Below are 16,462 nucleotides of genomic sequence, written 5' to 3'. Positions count from 1 at the left end.
AAAAAGAGGGTGTCTCAAGAGCTCGCTTATTGCTATTCCGAGCCTTCTTTAGTAGTAAAATAGTTCGTAATAGCTGATTTGAGTCTTTTGAGACACCCCTTGGTTGTATTGTAAATCGTGGTTTAGAGGCTGTTCTATCCTTTTCTTATGCTTGAAGCACCAGAAGAGTCAGCACTTACAGAGGCTCCTCCACGGTATCGTACACTAGAAGCACCACTGGCATGAACTTCCAGTCTTCCTGTTACATATACATGGGCCGATCCTGCTCCGCTAACCCGTATGTCGGCATTTACCGATTCCAGATCGTAGGCCCGGTACACGGTGGCACCACTGGTTTTTATCACTTGCTCACGGGCTTCGCCTTCCAGATTAATTACGCACGCACCCGATGCTTCCAGATACAATGCTTCTACCTGCATTTCTATATTAAGAACCGAAGCACCCGATAGTTCCAGATCCAGTTTTTTGCCTTTCAATACATCTCTGGTTTTCAAAGTCACCGCTCCACTCACATTGATTCGCTCAAGTGACTTTACTGTCAAATAGGCTTTTGGAGATTGTCGCATTCTTCTGGTTTCGCGAGAGTCCTGTATTTTAATAATCAGCGTTCCGCCTCTTACTTCAGTTACTATATCATCAATGAAACGGTCTTCGGCTTCAATTTCCAGCGACTCCTGGTTTCCCACACTAATTTCTACCTCAAATGCGCTGCTTACCGAAAGGGCATTGAAGTTTTTTACTTCTCGTTTCTGGCGCGTTTGTCCCAACAGGGCCTGACCGGCTATGATAAAAACGGCCGCGATAGAAAGAGTTAGAAGTCGTTTGCTCACAAAATTATTCATTGTATTAAACTTAAAATGTGCTCTAAAGATAGCCCAATGAATTAAAGGTTGCATGCTCGCTAAAATATTCTTGTTTCGGCCCTTCTTAGGAAAAGGCTTAACTTGTTCTAACATTGCATGCAAGTCGTGAACACGACAGTGTAGCAGAACTTGTTTTTACAATTTGAGCGTAATAGCCATTATATGCAGCACATTGTTATAATCGGCAATGGCATTGCCGGTATTACTACTGCCAGGCACCTCAGAAAACTGAGCAGTGACAAGATTACCGTGATTTCTGCCGAAACCGATCATTTTTTTTCCAGAACAGCCCTTATGTACATTTTCATGGGGCACATGAAGTACGAACATACGAAACCCTATGAAGACTGGTTTTGGGAGAAGAACAAGATAGAATTAAAGAGGGCTTACGTAAAGGCCGTTGATGTGGAAAGTAACCGGTTAGCGTTCCAAGACGGGTCTACCATGACCTACGATAAACTGGTAATTGCTACAGGTTCTAAGCCCAATAAGTTTGGCTGGCCCGGGCAAGACCTTAAAGGAGTTCAGGGGCTATATAGTTATCAGGACCTTGAACTTATGGAATCTAACACCAAGGGTATTAGGCGCGCTGTAGTGGTAGGAGGAGGCCTGATTGGTATAGAAATGGCCGAAATGCTTTTGTCCAGAAACATTCCGGTAACTTTTTTGGTACGTGAAAAAAGCTTTTGGAACAATGTGTTGCCTGCAGAAGAATCGGCCATGATCAACCGACACATACACGAGCATGGAGTAGACTTACGCCTAAATACAGAGCTCGATGAAATTTTGGCTGACGACACAGGCCGAGTGAAGGCTGTACGAACCAAAGAAGGGCAACTTATAGACTGTCAGTTTGTGGGACTTACCGCAGGAGTTTCTCCCAATGTAGAGTTTCTGAAGTCTTCCGGTATTGAGCTTAATCGTGGAGTGTTGGTAGATGAATACCTGAGAACCAACATGAACAATGTTTTTGCAGCGGGCGATTGTGCAGAGTTTCGGAAGCCTATTGGCGAGCGAAAGTCTATTGAACAGGTTTGGTATACCGGTAGAATGATGGGGGAGGCTCTTGGCAGAACATTGGCCGGTAAACCAACAGCCTATAAGCCGGGTCACTGGTTTAATTCGGCTAAGTTTTTCGATATAGAATATCAAACCTATGGTTGGGTTTGGCCAGAGAAAAAAGCAGATGAGTCTGAGTTTTACTGGGAACATTCTAAAGGAAAAATTTGCCTGAGGTTGCGATGGAAATCGAGCAACGGGCAGTTGGTGGGAGTAAACAATTTTGGTTTTAGACTCAGGCATCAGGCTTTTGATAAATGGTTTAAAGAAGAAAAGACGGTGCACTATGTGCTGGAACACTTGAGAGATGCCAATTTCGACCCTGAGTTTTACCGCCAGCATGAAGAAGAAATTATTGCCCGATTCAATGCCGAAAATGGCACCCAGTTGAAACTCAGAAAAAAGAGTTGGCAACGTATTTTACAATTGGTTTCATAAAAACATTCCTATGTCTGCAGCAGACCCTAGTTTATCTATAGCCAATCCGCATCCTCATAAGACCGATGCTATTCAAAAAGCAGGACTTGCTCTGGCGGGCCTGGGCTTACTTACTCTGTTTTTGGCCTGGGGCAATGTACCTCTTCCAAAAACCTTAAGTCTGGCCTTTGCTCTTGGAGGTATTATTTTCGGTACAACCCTTTACTCCTGGAGACTTTACATGAAACAGCCCGAAGGGGTTAAAAATAATGGGGTCATGTTTAAAAGTCTTACCAGCAGAGGTGTTTTGGGTTGGGTGGCCGGAGTAGTGCTTACGGCTTTCTACGTCCTTATCTACTGGTATCCAGAATACCTTGGTTATAAGCCTGGTGGAGCCAACGAAGGTTTTGTGGCCTTGTTCGACCCGCTGAGCCGGTTTTTTAAAGGAAAACCCGCCAGTCAGTGGTTTTTATATGGCACCCTGTATACCGTTTCCATTTTGGCTTTGGGCATTAAGTTTTTGTTTAAATACAGGCACAATGCGTATCAGATAAAGCGCACTCTGGTAGTAATTGCCGCACAACTTTTTCTCGCTTATCTCATACCCGAAATATTGGCCGGCTTGAATTATAACGATGCCACCAACCCTCAGGGAGAATACCTGGGCTATTATGATACCGACATTAAAAACACCTGGCCGCTCGACTATGACTTCTTTTACGACTGGCACCTGGATGCCATGCAGCAAAAGGCCTATCAGCCGGTGGGTATGCTTTATCTGGTTATTGGTATAGCCATGTTTCTAGTGTTTACTCCGGTGTTTACCTACTTCTTTGGCAAGCGCTGGTACTGTTCGTGGGTTTGTGGTTGTGGGGGCTTGGCCGAAACGGCAGGAGATCCTTTTCGACATTTATCATCAAAAAAACTTAGTGCCTGGAAACTGGAACGCTGGCTTATTCATGGAGTGATGATTTTTGTTTTTGTGATGACGGCCGCAACGCTCTATGGTTACTTCTGGAATACAGGAGAGGTTTTTGGGCTGAATATTTACAACAATTTTCAAAAGCCCTATGGCTTTTTAATAGGCGCTACATTTTCAGGGGTCATAGGCGTAGGGTTTTACCCTATGCTGGGCTCAAGGGTATGGTGTCGTTTCGGCTGTCCTATGGCCGGATATATGGGCATTATTCAACGGTTCAAATCGCGCTTTAGAATTACCACCAATGGTGGCCAGTGTATTTCTTGTGGCAACTGTTCTACTTATTGCGAGCAAGGAATTGACGTGCGCTGGTATGCCCAAAGAGGGCAAAATATAGTGAGGGCCTCATGTGTTGGCTGTGGAATTTGTTCGGCTGTTTGTCCAAGGGGAGTGCTGAAATTAGAGAATGGGCCGGATGAAAAGCGCATGGATGCTCCGGCCATTATTGTGGGCAACGATAGTGTAAGCCTTAATCAGTAACCGTTTCGGCTAGGGTTTTATCAATGCCTGCTCAAATTCGAAGTCGATGGTGCCATGTTTAGGGATGGTAAAACTTACCGTATAGAACTGAGCATCTCGGTTTCGCTCAAAAAAGAGCAGGCCGCTTATGTATTCGTTGGTGAGAACGGTAGTTTTTCTAACCGGTGTTTCTTCCCAATATACCCGGGTGTTTTTTATTTCCTGCAGAAAGGCTTCTCTGCGGTCTAGTGCCAATTGCCGGCTATCGCTCATTTGATTGCGCTGTATAAAACGGGCATCTGCTTCTTCTTGAGAAATTCTCGGATCGGTAGACTCTACAATGGTAGTAGCAAGGTCGGTGGCATTAATAAAAAGTTCAGAGATTCTATCGTTGACGAGTCTGGCTTCTTCACGAGCGGCTGAACGATCATATTCTAAAATTTTCAGCTCCGGATCTACTGCCTTTTGTGTGCTCAAATGGAACATATCAGGAGCATAGGCAGAAATAAGGGCATTACTCGGATCGAATATGAGCGTGTCTGAAGAGCGATTGTCATATAGTACATCGAATATCAACATATCACCATCGTTTCGATAGTAACTGAGCGTTATGTAATGGCCATTCAATTCTTTGGTAATGAACTTTCTACCGGCTATCCATTTGCCTTCGTTATCGTTGGCCGAAAGCTTACTAATGGGTATAGGTGAGGCACAAGAATAGGCCAATGCAGATAAAAGGAGAAGGGTAAGTAGTTGTCTATTCATGGTTTTGACTTTGCTCATTGCCTATCAAACAAAATGCCACTCTGGGTTTTTGTATTTTAGGTTCACTTGCTTAAGTCCGTATGGCGCATGATTCTACCCTTTGCACCATTTGTGAAAACACAAGAGGCTCTTATAAAGCCCTGTGAAGACCCCAACATATGATGGAAGTTATATTTTACTTCCATGGGATCTTCATTAGTGTCTTTTGCATTTAAAACAAATGAAGATTAATAGGACCAATAGAAGTCAAAACGAAAAACTTACTTCGTGCAGGCTTTTGATTGGCTTACCTTTTCTGGTGGCACATTTCCAGGGGCCTGATGCCAATAGAACTTTTGTAATGTATGGGTGGAATACTTCCGGCAAAGTGGTGTGCTGTGTGACTACATTCACCAGAACTACTTTATTATTGGTACCCACAGTGTAGTGTAAAACAATTACTCCTTCTTTGTTCACTGTAGATAGGGAGTCTGGCAGCCTGACAGACTTTTTCAGATATTCATCCAGGCCCTTTTTGCCTCCTTTAAACTGAGCGAAAACAAGGTTTGGGTCGGGCGATTTAATAACAGGAGAAAAGGGTTGGTTTGATTCTGACTGACCAACTAATGGCAGGGTCAACAGCATTAAAACAAGGAATGAACCTAGCCGAAATAGTGCGTTCATCTTAATCATTAGTTTGGCTCAATAAATTTCTAATCTGCCCCAAATGTTTCTTAAGGTGAACCACATAGTCTTCCATTAAATAACCGAGGGTTCCTGGAGCTTCTTTTAGGTCGGGGCCCGAGGGTTGAAATGCGTTCGGAATAGAGAGTTTTTTCTCCCTCTTCGAGGGAGAGGTATTAAACATGAGGTTGGAAAGAAGAAGGTTAAACTGTCTCCACATAATGAGCAGGTCTTGCCATTCCTGATTTTGATAATCCTGAGCGTCTACCCATTCGTTTTGCTTATAGCCTTCAATGCTAAGGTTTTCTTCAAATTGTGCACGTACAAAACGTCCATGATTATTGGAGGCAGAGTCGATCAGATGGCCTAAAACCTCCTTGGCCGACCATTTGTCAGGTGCAGGTTTTACGGCTGTGTCTTTGTCGTCTACAAGTATAAACTCCTCGAAGGCCTGAAGGGTAATTTCGCGCAGGTTAAAGTCAGTTCTCATACCGCAATATAATGTTTGGAATGCCTCTGTCCTATGGAGCTCTTGGCCAGACAGAAATTTTTTAATAGGCCAATGTATAGCAAAACCGACCAACTGGTAAAAGTTGGTCGGATTAGACAAAGTTTTATTTGGTTTTGGTGCTTCCGGGTCTGGTGAGCCTTCCTGCAGCTGGTTAAAACTGCATTGGTACCTCTATCGCCAATACTTCGGCATACGATTTGGCCTTTACTTCAACACTTTCAGTTTCCATAATGCCTACAGCATCTCGCGTGCTTAGCGACTCACCTGCTACCTGAAGGTCTCCGTTCAGCACAAATAAGTATACTCCGTTGCCGGCCGTCTTTATTGGATAGTGCAGAGTGGTGCCGGCATCCAGATTGGCCAGGCTAAAATAGGCGTCTTGATTTATCCGGAGAGCATCGCCCGCGTCAGGAGATACCACCGTTTGGAACCGGTTCATTCGATCTTCGGCATGGAAGGTCTTTTGTTCGTAGCGCGGTTCAATATTCTTTTCCTTAGGAAATACCCAAATCTGTAGAAAGTGTACTTCTTCCTCCCGGCTATGGTTATACTCCGAATGACTTATTCCACTTCCGGCCGACATAATCTGTACATCGCCCTGGCGGATTACTTTATGGCGCCCGGTGCTGTCTTTATGTTCCAAATCTCCAAATAGAGGAATGGACACTATTTCCATATTGTCGTGTGGATGTGTGCCAAAGCCCATGCCCGCGGCTACCTGGTCATCATTGAGCACTCGCAATGCTCCAAAATGTACCCTTTCAGGGTTATAGTATCCAGCAAAGCTAAAGGAGTGATGACTCTTTAACCAACCATGATCAGCAAAGCCACGGCTTTCAGATTTATGTACTACGGTTTTCATTATATGTCCTTTCTTGAATTTATATGTATGTACATGAAAAATAACTGATTGATTTGATTTTCGGTTCAATCTTTCATCTTTCAGGTGTTTAGTGCGAAGTTACAGTAGCCAACGAGAATAGCACTGTATATTGAAACCATCATTCCTCATGTGTTTTAACCTGAGTTCGATGTACGAAAAGAACGTCATGCCGGAAAAACAGGCCTTAAACTCTCAAAAAGGGCTGTTTTATCCGGTATCTCAACAGAGCCTAAATGAGATTGCGGATATTTTCCTTTGCGTATGTGAAGTTTTCAGAGAAATGTTCCGCAATGACCTCCTAAGAGGGGATATTTTACTACTTACTTACATCGAACTCAGGTTATTTTAATGTAGGTGGTAAATTGTCTGAAGTCCGCTGAATCTGGCAGCCGTCTCCTCACGATATATAGTGACGGGCTGGTGGCTTGCCTTCTAAAGTGTTTGATAGCTGACAACTGGAGAGCTAATTGGTCAAAGATGGAACTTCGAGCAAGGTGTTTGGCTTTGATGAAGTTGATATTTCATAGCTTTGCGCTTTGTTTTGAAAAGGGAGTTGTTGAACATCAGGGTTATTATACCGGCATTTAATGAAGAAAAATCTATTGCGCTGGTGGTAAGGGATATTCCCAAGCCCATGGTTAAGGAGGTAATTGTGGTGAATAATGCTTCTACCGACAATACGGTGGAAGTAGCCCGGCAGGCCGGAGCCACTGTATTGAATGAAATGACCCCGGGTTATGGAAACGCCTGTTTAAAGGGACTGGAATATCTGAAAGGCCTGAATGATACAACAGATATTGTAGTGTTTATTGATGGCGATTATTCAGACTACCCCACACAATTACCCGAACTGGTGCACCCAATTGTAGAGGATAATTTCGATATGGTGATTGGTTCCCGAGCCTTGGGTACACGAGAGTCCGGATCGATGACTTTTCCGCAGGTGTTTGGTAACTGGTTGGCCACCACTCTTTTGCGATGGTTCTATGGAGTTCGTTTTACTGACTTGGGGCCTTTTAGAGCCATTAAGTACAAGCGTCTTATGGCCTTGAATATGACGGATAGAAATTATGGCTGGACGGTTGAAATGCAACTGAAAGCTGCTCAGCAGGGCCTACGCTGTACAGAGGTGCCTGTAAACTATAAAAGGAGAATAGGGGTTAGCAAAGTGTCGGGTACTGTGAAGGGCACTGTTATGGCAGGTTATAAAATTTTATATACCATATTTAAGTATTTGTAATGTACTGGCTGGAACTACTGATAATGACACTTTACACAGGGGCGCTGCTGTTCATCTTTGCCTACAGTATTTCGCAGTTAAGCCTGGTGTATCATTACAAAAAAGCAGTTAAAAAGGGTCAAATAAAGCAACCGGCTACCGTTGGTCCTGACTATGAGTACCCCATGGTTACGGTGCAGCTGCCGGTGTATAATGAGCTGTATGTGGTGGAGCGCCTTATCGATGCCGTTGCCCGATTCGACTGGCCGAAAGAGCGTCTTGAAATTCAGGTGTTGGACGATTCTGACGATGAAACCGTTGAGCTTATTGCCCGGAAAGTAAGCCACTGGCAGCAGCAAGGGGTAGCCATTGAGCACGTTAGACGTCCGGAGCGTAAAGGCTTTAAAGCAGGTGCATTGCAATATGGAATGGCCCGTGCCAAAGGCGAGTTTATCGCCATTTTCGATGCCGACTTTGTGCCTCAACCCGATTTTCTGAAAGGCTCGGTGCCACACTTTAATCAATCCAAAGATATTGGGGTAGTGCAAACACGTTGGGGGCACATCAATGAAAAGTATTCGTTGCTTACTCGTCTGCAAGCCTTTGGGCTCAATACTCATTTTCGGGTAGAACAGAACGGCCGATTTCAGGGCGGGCACTTTCTCAACTTCAACGGTACTGCAGGCGTTTGGCGAAAGACCTGTATTGAAGATGCAGGAGGCTGGAAAGCCGATACACTGACAGAAGATCTGGACTTAAGCTACAGGGCTCAACTCAAAGGATGGAAAATATTCTATACCCCCGAAATTGTAGCTCCGGCCGAATTGCCTGCCGCTATGGGGGCCATAAAATCACAGCAATACCGCTGGACCAAAGGGGCTGCTGAAACAAGCAGAAAGCTGCTTCCGCAAGTGTTAAAAGCTCAGCTGCCCTGGGGAACTAAGTTTCATGCGGCTTTCCATTTGCTAAACTCGGCTGTGTTTATTTGCATTGTTATTACGGCATTGCTCAGTGTTCCGGTGCTTTTTATTCGCAACCTGTCCGATGGTTGGGGCATGCTGCTCAATATTTCCATGATATTCCTGATGGGCTATGTGTTTTTGGTCATTTTTTATTGGAATGGATTTAAGAACGATGGGGTAAGTTTTTGGCAAAACTTGCGACAGTTTGTGCCTCAAATGTTTATGCTCCTCTCTGTTTTTCTGGGACTTTCAGTACACAATGCTGTAGCTGTTTTTGAAGGATTGATTGGTAAGAAAAGTCCTTTTATCCGAACTCCGAAATTCAATATAAAGACCACCAAAGACAGTTGGCATGGGAATAAATACTTTAGTAGGAAGGTAAACCCTCTTACTCTGGTAGAAGGCTTGCTGAGCCTCTACTTTTCGGCAGGCCTGGCGTTGGCTTTCTATTTCAACGATTTTGCCCTTCTGCCCTTTCATATCTTGCTTAGTTTAGGTTTCTTGTTGGTGTTCTACTATTCGGTACAGCATACAAGACATGCCTAGACAGCACAATTATTGGCTCAACCTGGGGTTTATTCTCAGTGCAGCCCTAACCATCTATCTGGGGTATTTTGTGCCTCGCGAAGCCACTTTACCACTGATCGCTGGCTACACACTTTTCTTTGGTTCGGTAGTGTTGATAATCAAAAAACTAGAGCCGGGCGAAGAAGACCTGGCCTACTACTGGGGCATGTTGTTACGTTTGCTGCTAATTGCTTCCATTCCCAAGTTGTCAGACGATGTCTATCGGTTTATATGGGATGGTCGCCTGCTAACCGCACTGGAAGACCCCTACAAACACTTACCAAATTATTTTCTCAACCGCGGAGTGGAGGGTGTTGATGCGGGTTTGTACGAAAAACTCAATTCCAAAGAGTATTTTAGCATTTATCCGCCACTCAATCAGTTGGTGTTTTTTATTGGCGCTCTGTTTTCTCCACAGTCGGTATTTTGGTCTATAGTAGTAATGCGCATTGTGTTGCTCGTTTTCGATTGGGGAAACCTAAAGCTAATTCAGCGCCTGCTGGCCCATTATAAATTACCCAAACACTACGGACTTTTGTATGTGCTCAACCCTTTGGTGGTACTGGAATTCAGTGGCAATCTTCATTTTGAAGTAATACTTATTTTCTTTTTGTTACAGGCCATTTGGCACTACGAAAAAGGCAGACTCCATATTTCAGCCATTTTCTTTGGGCTGTCAGTAGCCACCAAATTTATCCCACTAATTGCCTTGCCTTTGCTGCTTCGCAAATTAGGTGTGAAAAAGACCGTTATCTATGGATTGATTGTGACGGGTACTTTGGCAGTGACCTTTTTGCCATTGATTAATACGGCTCATGTTTGGGCTATTTGGGAAAGTCTTCAACTGTACTATCAAAAATTTGAGTTCAATGGCAGCTTTTACTACCTGGCCCGGTGGTATGGGTTTGAAACAGAGGGGCATAACATTATTGCTAAATCGGGCAAATGGATGATGTACGCTACCCTTGGCTCAATAATGATTTACTCTCTTTTGGCCAAAAAGAAAGGCCAATGGCCGCGGCAAATGGTTTGGGTATGGTTGTTTTATTTGCTTTTTGCCACAACGGTTCATCCTTGGTATGTTCTTCCTCTGTTGGCGTTAAGTGTGTTCTCCAGGTTTCGGTTTCCGCTAGTGTGGTCGTACCTCATTTTCCTCACCTACATCAACTATTCTGGCGGACAATATGTCGACAGGTTGGATGTTGTAATTGTTGAATATGGCCTTCTGGCTCTAATCATTGTGGCAGAGCTGCTGGGGTTAAAAGGGGATAAGCTGATTTTTAATTCAACTCTAAACGATAAGTAATGTGCTTTTTGGAAGGTTTGGCTCCCAAGCCTCTATGAATAGCCAGCATTTTTTCGTTGAAATCGCCCACCCACGAGAGCTCTATTTCATTGACATTGGTGTTGGTAATGGTGTGCTTAAAGCAGCAATAGGTAAGTACTGACTCCAGCCCCATGTTCTGAAACTTGGGTTTGCTTCCCATGACTACCACGCGTACCCGGGTAATGTATTTGGTTTTCTTTAGCCACACAAACCGAAGCTTGTTCCAGAGGTTTAGCTTGCCGTTGAACTTTTTGAATATCTGGTTTACATCGGGCAGGCACATTACAAAAGCAGCCGGTTCACCATCTACATAAGCAAACTGCACCAGACCGGGGTCTACTATGGGTTTTATTTTTCGGAAGGTTTCAATCACATACTCCTTTTTAATAGGAGTGAAGTTTTCGAACTCTGCCCAGGCGCTGTTGTATATGTTCATGAAGTCTTCGGCAAACCCATCGATTAGAGCTGGCTTGAACTCACGAATTTCGAGGTTAGGCCTACGCTGCATCACATATTCCGCAATTTTTACAAATCGGGGGCTAAGGCCATTCTCCAGGGTAAACTCATTGGTGATTTGCTCCATTTTCTTTTGGAAACCATAGCTTTCCAAAAGTTGCTTGTAATACGGATGATTATAGGCCATTCCGTACGATGGTTGAGTAAAGCCCTCAACCAACAGGCCCCAGTACTGGTCGTTCTCTCCAAAATTAATGGGGCCGTCAACTGTAGTCACCTTTCGCTCTTTGAGCCAGCCAATGGCAGCGTCTAACAGCATTTTGGAGGCGGTTTCATCATTTATGCTTTCAAAAAAACCAATGCCACCAATGCGCTTATTGTTATAGTTGGCCTTTTTTTCGTTGATGAAAGCGGCTACTCGGCCAATGAGCTTGCCGGAGCTGTTTTTAAGAATCCAACGGGTAGCTTCACCATGCTGATAGTAGGTGTTTTTTTCAGGGTTGAAAACCGCCTCAATGTCTGTATCCAGAGGGCAAACCCATTCGGGATCATTTTTATAGAGCTCCCGGGCCACATCTAAAAAGGCTAGTTCTTCGCTTCTATTTTTTACCTCTATTAATTGCATACAAACGGCTTTTCAAGCATGGGACAAAGAAATCTTTTATTTGGCAATCTTGAAAACAGAAGGGCTAATATTTAGCTCAATAACCCTTTGCTCAGCAAATCGTCAAAAATGAGACGGTCTACCCGGGAAACAAGTTGCTTATCGGCAAAGTTAAGCCAACGAATTTCTTCTATTTCCGAGGCGGGCTCAATTTTACCCTGATACTTGCCCCAGTAGCAGGTCATTTGCACCACAACACCTTCCGGTTTCCCGTGGGCTTGTGCCTCAAATGTACCATAATACTCTAAAGAATTGGGAAGCAAGGCAACCGACAGTTCTTCTTCAATCTCTCTCATTAAGGCTTCATCGTCCGATTCGCCCGGTTCACGTTTTCCGCCCGGAATATAGAAGGTATCTTTCCCTTTACTGCGGGCAACCAGAATTTTGCCATCAACAATCTCTAGCCAGGCCAGTTTGTCTATGATCGTAGTTTTAGTTTCCATAGAGCTTTTCTGAGATTATCTTTGTGATGCTGTTTTTACCTATCAGGTTTTCTAACTGATGGGCCAGGATTTCCAGAGAATCATTTTCATGGAAGTATATTTCTTTCCTTAAACGCCAGTATAATTTACTTTTTTCATTGTCGCACGAAACTATCAGCTCATTGAAGACTTTAAGAGTCATGTCAGGATCAATCAGCGAGGTGGAGGCTATGGAGTAGTCGGCCAAAAGAGGTTCAAATAGGAACTCTTCTGGCACGCGGTTGTAGAAATATTCTGCTCTTTCCCATCGGTTCATGCTGGCTTCATTGTATGCTTTTTCCAGGTTTTTGGCAAGTTCGGAAAGCAGCTCGAAATAGCCGGGTGATGTAATGCTTTGAAAAGCCATTTTAGAAAGAGGCATATTTCTGTGTACAAGGTCTATGTCGCCAATAAACAGCTGGTATCCGTTGGTAATGAGTTTAAACTCCAATACCTCGAAAATACTGAACGGGTGGGTATACACGAAGGTGAGCCGGTAAGAATCTTTCTGTAATTCTTTTGAAGTAAGCGTTACCCGGCCATCTATGGAAGAATAGTAACAAAGCCAATTTAATGTGGTTCTTAGACCATCATTAAGTACTTTCGGATTCTCCAATCCAATGGATTCAAGCTGATAATCACTGTAGCCTTTGGTCTTAGCCAGCCGAACACAACTGTCTTTCAGATGAGAAAGCCCAATGAGTGCCGATAGAATTTCCGGTTTGTTTTGGGTTAGTGCTGTGCCAATTTTAAAAGATACTTTCTCTAATTCTTCATCGGAAAAACTGGCGAGGGTTCTTTTTTGCTCACAACCCAGATTAAGGAAGACCACCAGACCAACTAAGACTAAAGCTTTGTTCACTCCTCAATCAGTTTTTGGAGTATCTCCTGAGCAGCTTTGGCAATAACGGTGCCCGGTCCGAATACGGCTGCTACTCCGGCATTGTATAAAAACTCATAGTCGTTTGGCGGAATTACGCCCCCGGCTATCACCATTATATCATCTCTTCCTATTCTCTTTAGCTCGTTAATTAGCTGCGGAATGAGGGTTTTATGACCTGCGGCCAGGCTGGAGGCCCCCACAATGTGTACATCGTTTTCTGCGGCCTGCAAGGCTACTTCTTCCGGAGTCTGGAAAAGCGGGCCTATGTCTACATCGAATCCCAGGTCGGCAAAACTAGTCGCAATTACTTTGGCCCCACGGTCGTGGCCGTCCTGACCCATTTTGGCCACCATAATGCGAGGTCTCCGTCCATCCAGTTCGGCAAATTCATCGGCCAGCGCTCTGGCTTTCAGAAAGTCTTCATTTTCTTTCACTTCACTCGAATATACACCCGAAATTGTTTGCGTCACAGCTTTGTGTCGGCCAAAAACTTCTTCCATAGCCATGGATATTTCGCCTAGAGAAGCCCTGTTGCGGGCTGCTTCTACAGCTAGTTCCAACAGGTTGCCCTGGCCGGAGCGTGCACATTCGGTAAGGGCTTTCAATGAGCCTTGAACAGCTTCGCGGTTTCTTTCGTTGCGTAGTTTTTCCAATCGGGCTATTTGCGATTTCAATACAGCCGTATTGTCTACCTCTAATAGCTCAATGTCTGTTTTTTCCTCTACCGCATATTGGTTCACGCCCACAATAACGTCTTTCCCAGAGTCTATTCTGGCTTGCTTTCGGGCGGCAGCTTCTTCAATTCTTAGCTTGGGCAAGCCTTGCTCTATAGCTTTGGCCATACCCCCCATTTCTTCAACCTCCTGAATGAGCGACCAGGCTTTTTTTACCAGCCGATCGGTGAGGTGCTCTACATGATGTGAACCTCCCCAGGGGTCGATAACCCGGGTTATGCCGGTTTCTTTTTGTAAGAAAAGTTGTGTGTTTCGAGCAATGCGAGCCGAAAAATCGGTTGGTAGGGCAATGGCTTCATCGAGCGCATTGGTATGCAACGATTGTGTGTGACCCATGGCGGCAGCCATAGCCTCTACGCAGGTCCGGGTCACATTATTGAACGGATCTTGTTCTGTAAGCGACCAACCGGAAGTCTGGCAGTGCGTTCTTAAAGCCATAGACTTCGGGTTTTTTGGGTTGAATTGCTTGACCAGTTTGGCCCAAAGCAATCGGCCGGCCCTCATTTTGGCAATTTCCATAAAATGGTTCATTCCAATGGCCCAGAAAAAGGATAGCCGTGGGGCAAAGTCATCGATATCTAAGCCGGCATTGATACCTGTTCTAAGGTATTCCAGTCCATCGGCCAGGGTGTAGGCCAGTTCCAGATCGGCTGTGGCTCCGGCTTCTTGCATATGGTAGCCCGAAATGCTGATGGAGTTAAACTTGGGCATGTATCGGGAGGTGTATTCGAAAATATCACCTATAATTCTCATGGAGGGAGCAGGAGGATAGATGTATGTGTTTCGTACCATGAACTCCTTGAGAATGTCGTTTTGAATGGTTCCGCTTAGTTGCTCTTTATTCACGCCTTGTTCTTCGGCTGCCACTATATAGAAGGCCATGATTGGAATTACGGCACCATTCATGGTCATGGAAACGGACATTTTGTCTAGCGGAATCTGATCGAAAAGCACCTGCATATCGAGAATGGAGTCTATGGCTACGCCTGCTTTTCCTACATCGCCCACCACGCGCGGGTGGTCGGAGTCATAGCCACGGTGTGTGGCCAGATCGAAAGCTACAGACAGACCCTTTTGGCCGGCAGCCAGGTTTCTTCGGTAGAAGGCATTGGACTCTTCGGCTGTAGAAAAACCGGCATATTGTCTTACGGTCCATGGCCTAACGGTATACATGGAGCTGTAGGGGCCTCTTAAGTATGGAGGCATACCGGCTGCGAAACCCAGATGTTCCGGTGTTTCTGGTTTTAAGGTGTTGGGATTGGCCGGTATTTCTATGCCTTCGGCCGACTTCCAGGTTTGGCCGCTTTGGTTTTGATTATTGTTTGGGGTTGCTGGTGCTAATTTCGGTCTCATTAACGGCTGGTTTTAGGTTGAAAACTAGTCAGGTCCAGGTTAGACACTCCACCCTCTTGCTCTATTTGTTGCAAGATATTGAACGACTGATGGAAGAGTTCTTCTGTAAGGTGTTCTATATAGTAGGAGCCGGCAGCCGGATCTACCATTTTATTCAGGTAAGACTCTTCACTAAGAATAGTAGAGATGTTTCTGGCTATGCGTTGTGCCAGTGATTTTTTGCTTGGGAATACATTATAAAAAGGTCGAACCAACAAGGCATCCACTCCTCCGATAACTGCGGACATGGCCTGTGTGGTGGCATGCAGCAGAAAACTATGCGGATCGGCCTCTTCACCGGTCCAGGGGCCGGCTTCTGCAACAAGGGTTGGGTTTGCGCTTTCATGGCCATAGCCTGTAGCAACCGTGCTGAAGAGTCTGCGGAGTGCCCGCAGTTTGGCTATTTCTAAAAAGAAGTCGTTACTCAACCTTATCTGAAGTACTGCCTGACGAAGGCAATCTTCCACACCATGTCCTTGTTCAGTGAGCGTATCTACCCGATCTATTAATCGGCCTATGGTAAGGGCCAGGTTTAAAGGAGTGTCGCTCTCGCTGTTCATCATAGCCATCAGCAACTTAGGACCTGTGCTCAAAAGTGGTGCTCCCGGGCCATGTATAAAGCCGTTGGTTTCGTCCAGTGGTATGTTTTTAGCTTTCAGGTACTCGCGGTATTTTTCAACGAGTGTTTGGGCCAGGTTTTGACGCTCAAAATGGAATGCCACATGGCAGTATTTCAGTTCTATATCTTTGAGCAACACCTGGTAGTCGGGAGTTTCGCTCAACTCGAAGAGTATGCCGCTGGCACCACCTGCCAAAGCATTTAGCGCCTCTTTATTGGCTTCTGACTCATGCACAACTTCTACGGGCTGGTAATTCACCCAAAACCGGTCGCCCAGTAAGGCGGTGTTTTGGCTGAAATGAGTGTAGTCAAACCTTTCGAAATCAAGGTCTTCAGCCGTGTAAAATGGCTTTCCTTTCACTCCCCCGGTTTTCCACAAAAGCGAATCTGTTGGTTGGCCTTTCAGATCTTTTTCCAGCTGAGCCATCCAGTCTTGAGCGGAATGTTTAGAAAAATCCTCGAATAAGCTATTCTCCATAAATTACGGTTTACTTGTGCGAAAATACGTTTTTTCGTCTTGGAGCCTAAATCTTTCTGGTATCTAAAATGAGTACAGTTAGGGCTTGACTATCAGAGACT

At 44.8% G+C, this 16,462-nt stretch carries 15 protein-coding genes; 5 read left to right on the top strand and 10 right to left on the bottom strand.

The features are described from left to right. Positions 1 to 134: 134 nt before the first annotated feature. Positions 135 to 842 carry a head GIN domain-containing protein gene (locus tag IE164_RS01345; protein ID WP_189628385.1) on the bottom strand — a complete coding sequence of 236 codons (708 nt, stop codon included), beginning with the start codon at positions 840 to 842 and terminating at the stop codon, positions 135 to 137. A gap of 183 nt (positions 843 to 1,025) precedes the next feature. Between IE164_RS01345 and IE164_RS01340 the strand changes: the two genes are divergently transcribed. Together IE164_RS01340 and IE164_RS01335 are read left to right on the top strand one after the other, a co-directional pair. Next, on the top strand, positions 1,026 to 2,360 hold the full coding sequence (locus IE164_RS01340; protein ID WP_189628384.1) for an NAD(P)/FAD-dependent oxidoreductase: 1,335 nt from the start codon (positions 1,026 to 1,028) through the stop codon (positions 2,358 to 2,360). A 10-nt stretch (positions 2,361 to 2,370) separates the two neighbouring features. Continuing rightward, complete coding sequence (locus IE164_RS01335) at positions 2,371 to 3,798, top strand: 4Fe-4S binding protein (RefSeq protein WP_189628383.1); 1,428 nt, start codon at positions 2,371 to 2,373, stop codon at positions 3,796 to 3,798. Positions 3,799 to 3,807: 9 nt separating this feature from the next. Here the strand turns inward: IE164_RS01335 and IE164_RS01330 are convergent, their stop codons facing one another. From IE164_RS01330 to IE164_RS01315, 4 genes are all read right to left on the bottom strand, one after another. Then, entirely contained in the window at positions 3,808 to 4,542 is a 735-nt protein-coding gene (locus tag IE164_RS01330) for a hypothetical protein (protein WP_189628382.1), read from the bottom strand. A 246-nt stretch (positions 4,543 to 4,788) separates the two neighbouring features. Beyond that, positions 4,789 to 5,205: a hypothetical protein gene (locus tag IE164_RS01325; protein ID WP_189628381.1), complete on the bottom strand. Its 417-nt coding sequence runs from the start codon at positions 5,203 to 5,205 to the stop codon at positions 4,789 to 4,791. Position 5,206: 1 nt separating this feature from the next. Beyond that, complete coding sequence (locus IE164_RS01320) at positions 5,207 to 5,695, bottom strand: DinB family protein (RefSeq protein ID WP_189628380.1); 489 nt, start codon at positions 5,693 to 5,695, stop codon at positions 5,207 to 5,209. Between the two features lie 172 nt (positions 5,696 to 5,867). Next, the gene (locus IE164_RS01315; protein WP_189628379.1) at positions 5,868 to 6,578 is read right to left on the bottom strand and encodes a pirin family protein; all 711 of its coding nucleotides are present in this window, start codon (positions 6,576 to 6,578) and stop codon (positions 5,868 to 5,870) included. A gap of 577 nt (positions 6,579 to 7,155) precedes the next feature. Between IE164_RS01315 and IE164_RS01310 the strand changes: the two genes are divergently transcribed. From IE164_RS01310 to IE164_RS01300, 3 genes are read left to right on the top strand one after another with little or no spacing between them, the layout of a single operon-like run. Continuing rightward, the gene (locus IE164_RS01310) at positions 7,156 to 7,839 is read left to right on the top strand and encodes a glycosyltransferase family 2 protein (protein WP_189628378.1); all 684 of its coding nucleotides are present in this window, start codon (positions 7,156 to 7,158) and stop codon (positions 7,837 to 7,839) included. A 23-nt stretch (positions 7,840 to 7,862) separates the two neighbouring features. Further along, positions 7,863 to 9,326, top strand: a complete 1,464-nt coding sequence (locus IE164_RS01305) for a cellulose synthase family protein (RefSeq protein WP_229838479.1) — start codon at positions 7,863 to 7,865, stop codon at positions 9,324 to 9,326. Then, entirely contained in the window at positions 9,319 to 10,653 is a 1,335-nt protein-coding gene (locus IE164_RS01300) for an MptA/MptB family glycosyltransferase (protein ID WP_189628377.1), read from the top strand. Before IE164_RS01305 ends, IE164_RS01300 begins: the two co-directional genes overlap by 8 nt. Here the strand turns inward: IE164_RS01300 and IE164_RS01295 are convergent. From IE164_RS01295 to IE164_RS01275, 5 genes are all read right to left on the bottom strand, one after another. Then, positions 10,628 to 11,755 carry a GNAT family N-acetyltransferase gene (locus tag IE164_RS01295; RefSeq protein ID WP_189628376.1) on the bottom strand — a complete coding sequence of 376 codons (1,128 nt, stop codon included), beginning with the start codon at positions 11,753 to 11,755 and terminating at the stop codon, positions 10,628 to 10,630. The two genes, IE164_RS01300 and IE164_RS01295, sit on opposite strands and share 26 nt — an antisense overlap. A gap of 71 nt (positions 11,756 to 11,826) precedes the next feature. Then, complete coding sequence (locus IE164_RS01290; RefSeq protein WP_189628375.1) at positions 11,827 to 12,237, bottom strand: NUDIX hydrolase; 411 nt, start codon at positions 12,235 to 12,237, stop codon at positions 11,827 to 11,829. Then, positions 12,227 to 13,117: a hypothetical protein gene (locus tag IE164_RS01285; protein ID WP_189628374.1), complete on the bottom strand. Its 891-nt coding sequence runs from the start codon at positions 13,115 to 13,117 to the stop codon at positions 12,227 to 12,229. The genes IE164_RS01290 and IE164_RS01285 overlap by 11 nt, the downstream gene beginning before the upstream one ends. Next, entirely contained in the window at positions 13,114 to 15,225 is a 2,112-nt protein-coding gene (scpA, locus tag IE164_RS01280) for a methylmalonyl-CoA mutase (protein WP_189628373.1), read from the bottom strand. Before scpA ends, IE164_RS01285 begins: the two co-directional genes overlap by 4 nt. Beyond that, positions 15,225 to 16,361 (bottom strand): methylmalonyl-CoA mutase family protein, encoded by a 1,137-nt coding sequence (locus IE164_RS01275; protein WP_189628372.1) that lies wholly within the window; start codon positions 16,359 to 16,361, stop codon positions 15,225 to 15,227. The genes scpA and IE164_RS01275 overlap by 1 nt, the downstream gene beginning before the upstream one ends. Positions 16,362 to 16,462: the final 101 nt, after the last annotated feature.

The sequence above is a fragment of the Roseivirga thermotolerans genome (genome assembly GCF_014653175.1).
Taxonomy (GTDB): Bacteria; Bacteroidota; Bacteroidia; order Cytophagales; family Cyclobacteriaceae; genus Roseivirga; species Roseivirga thermotolerans.
This window is presented reverse-complemented; position numbering and strand designations above follow the sequence as displayed.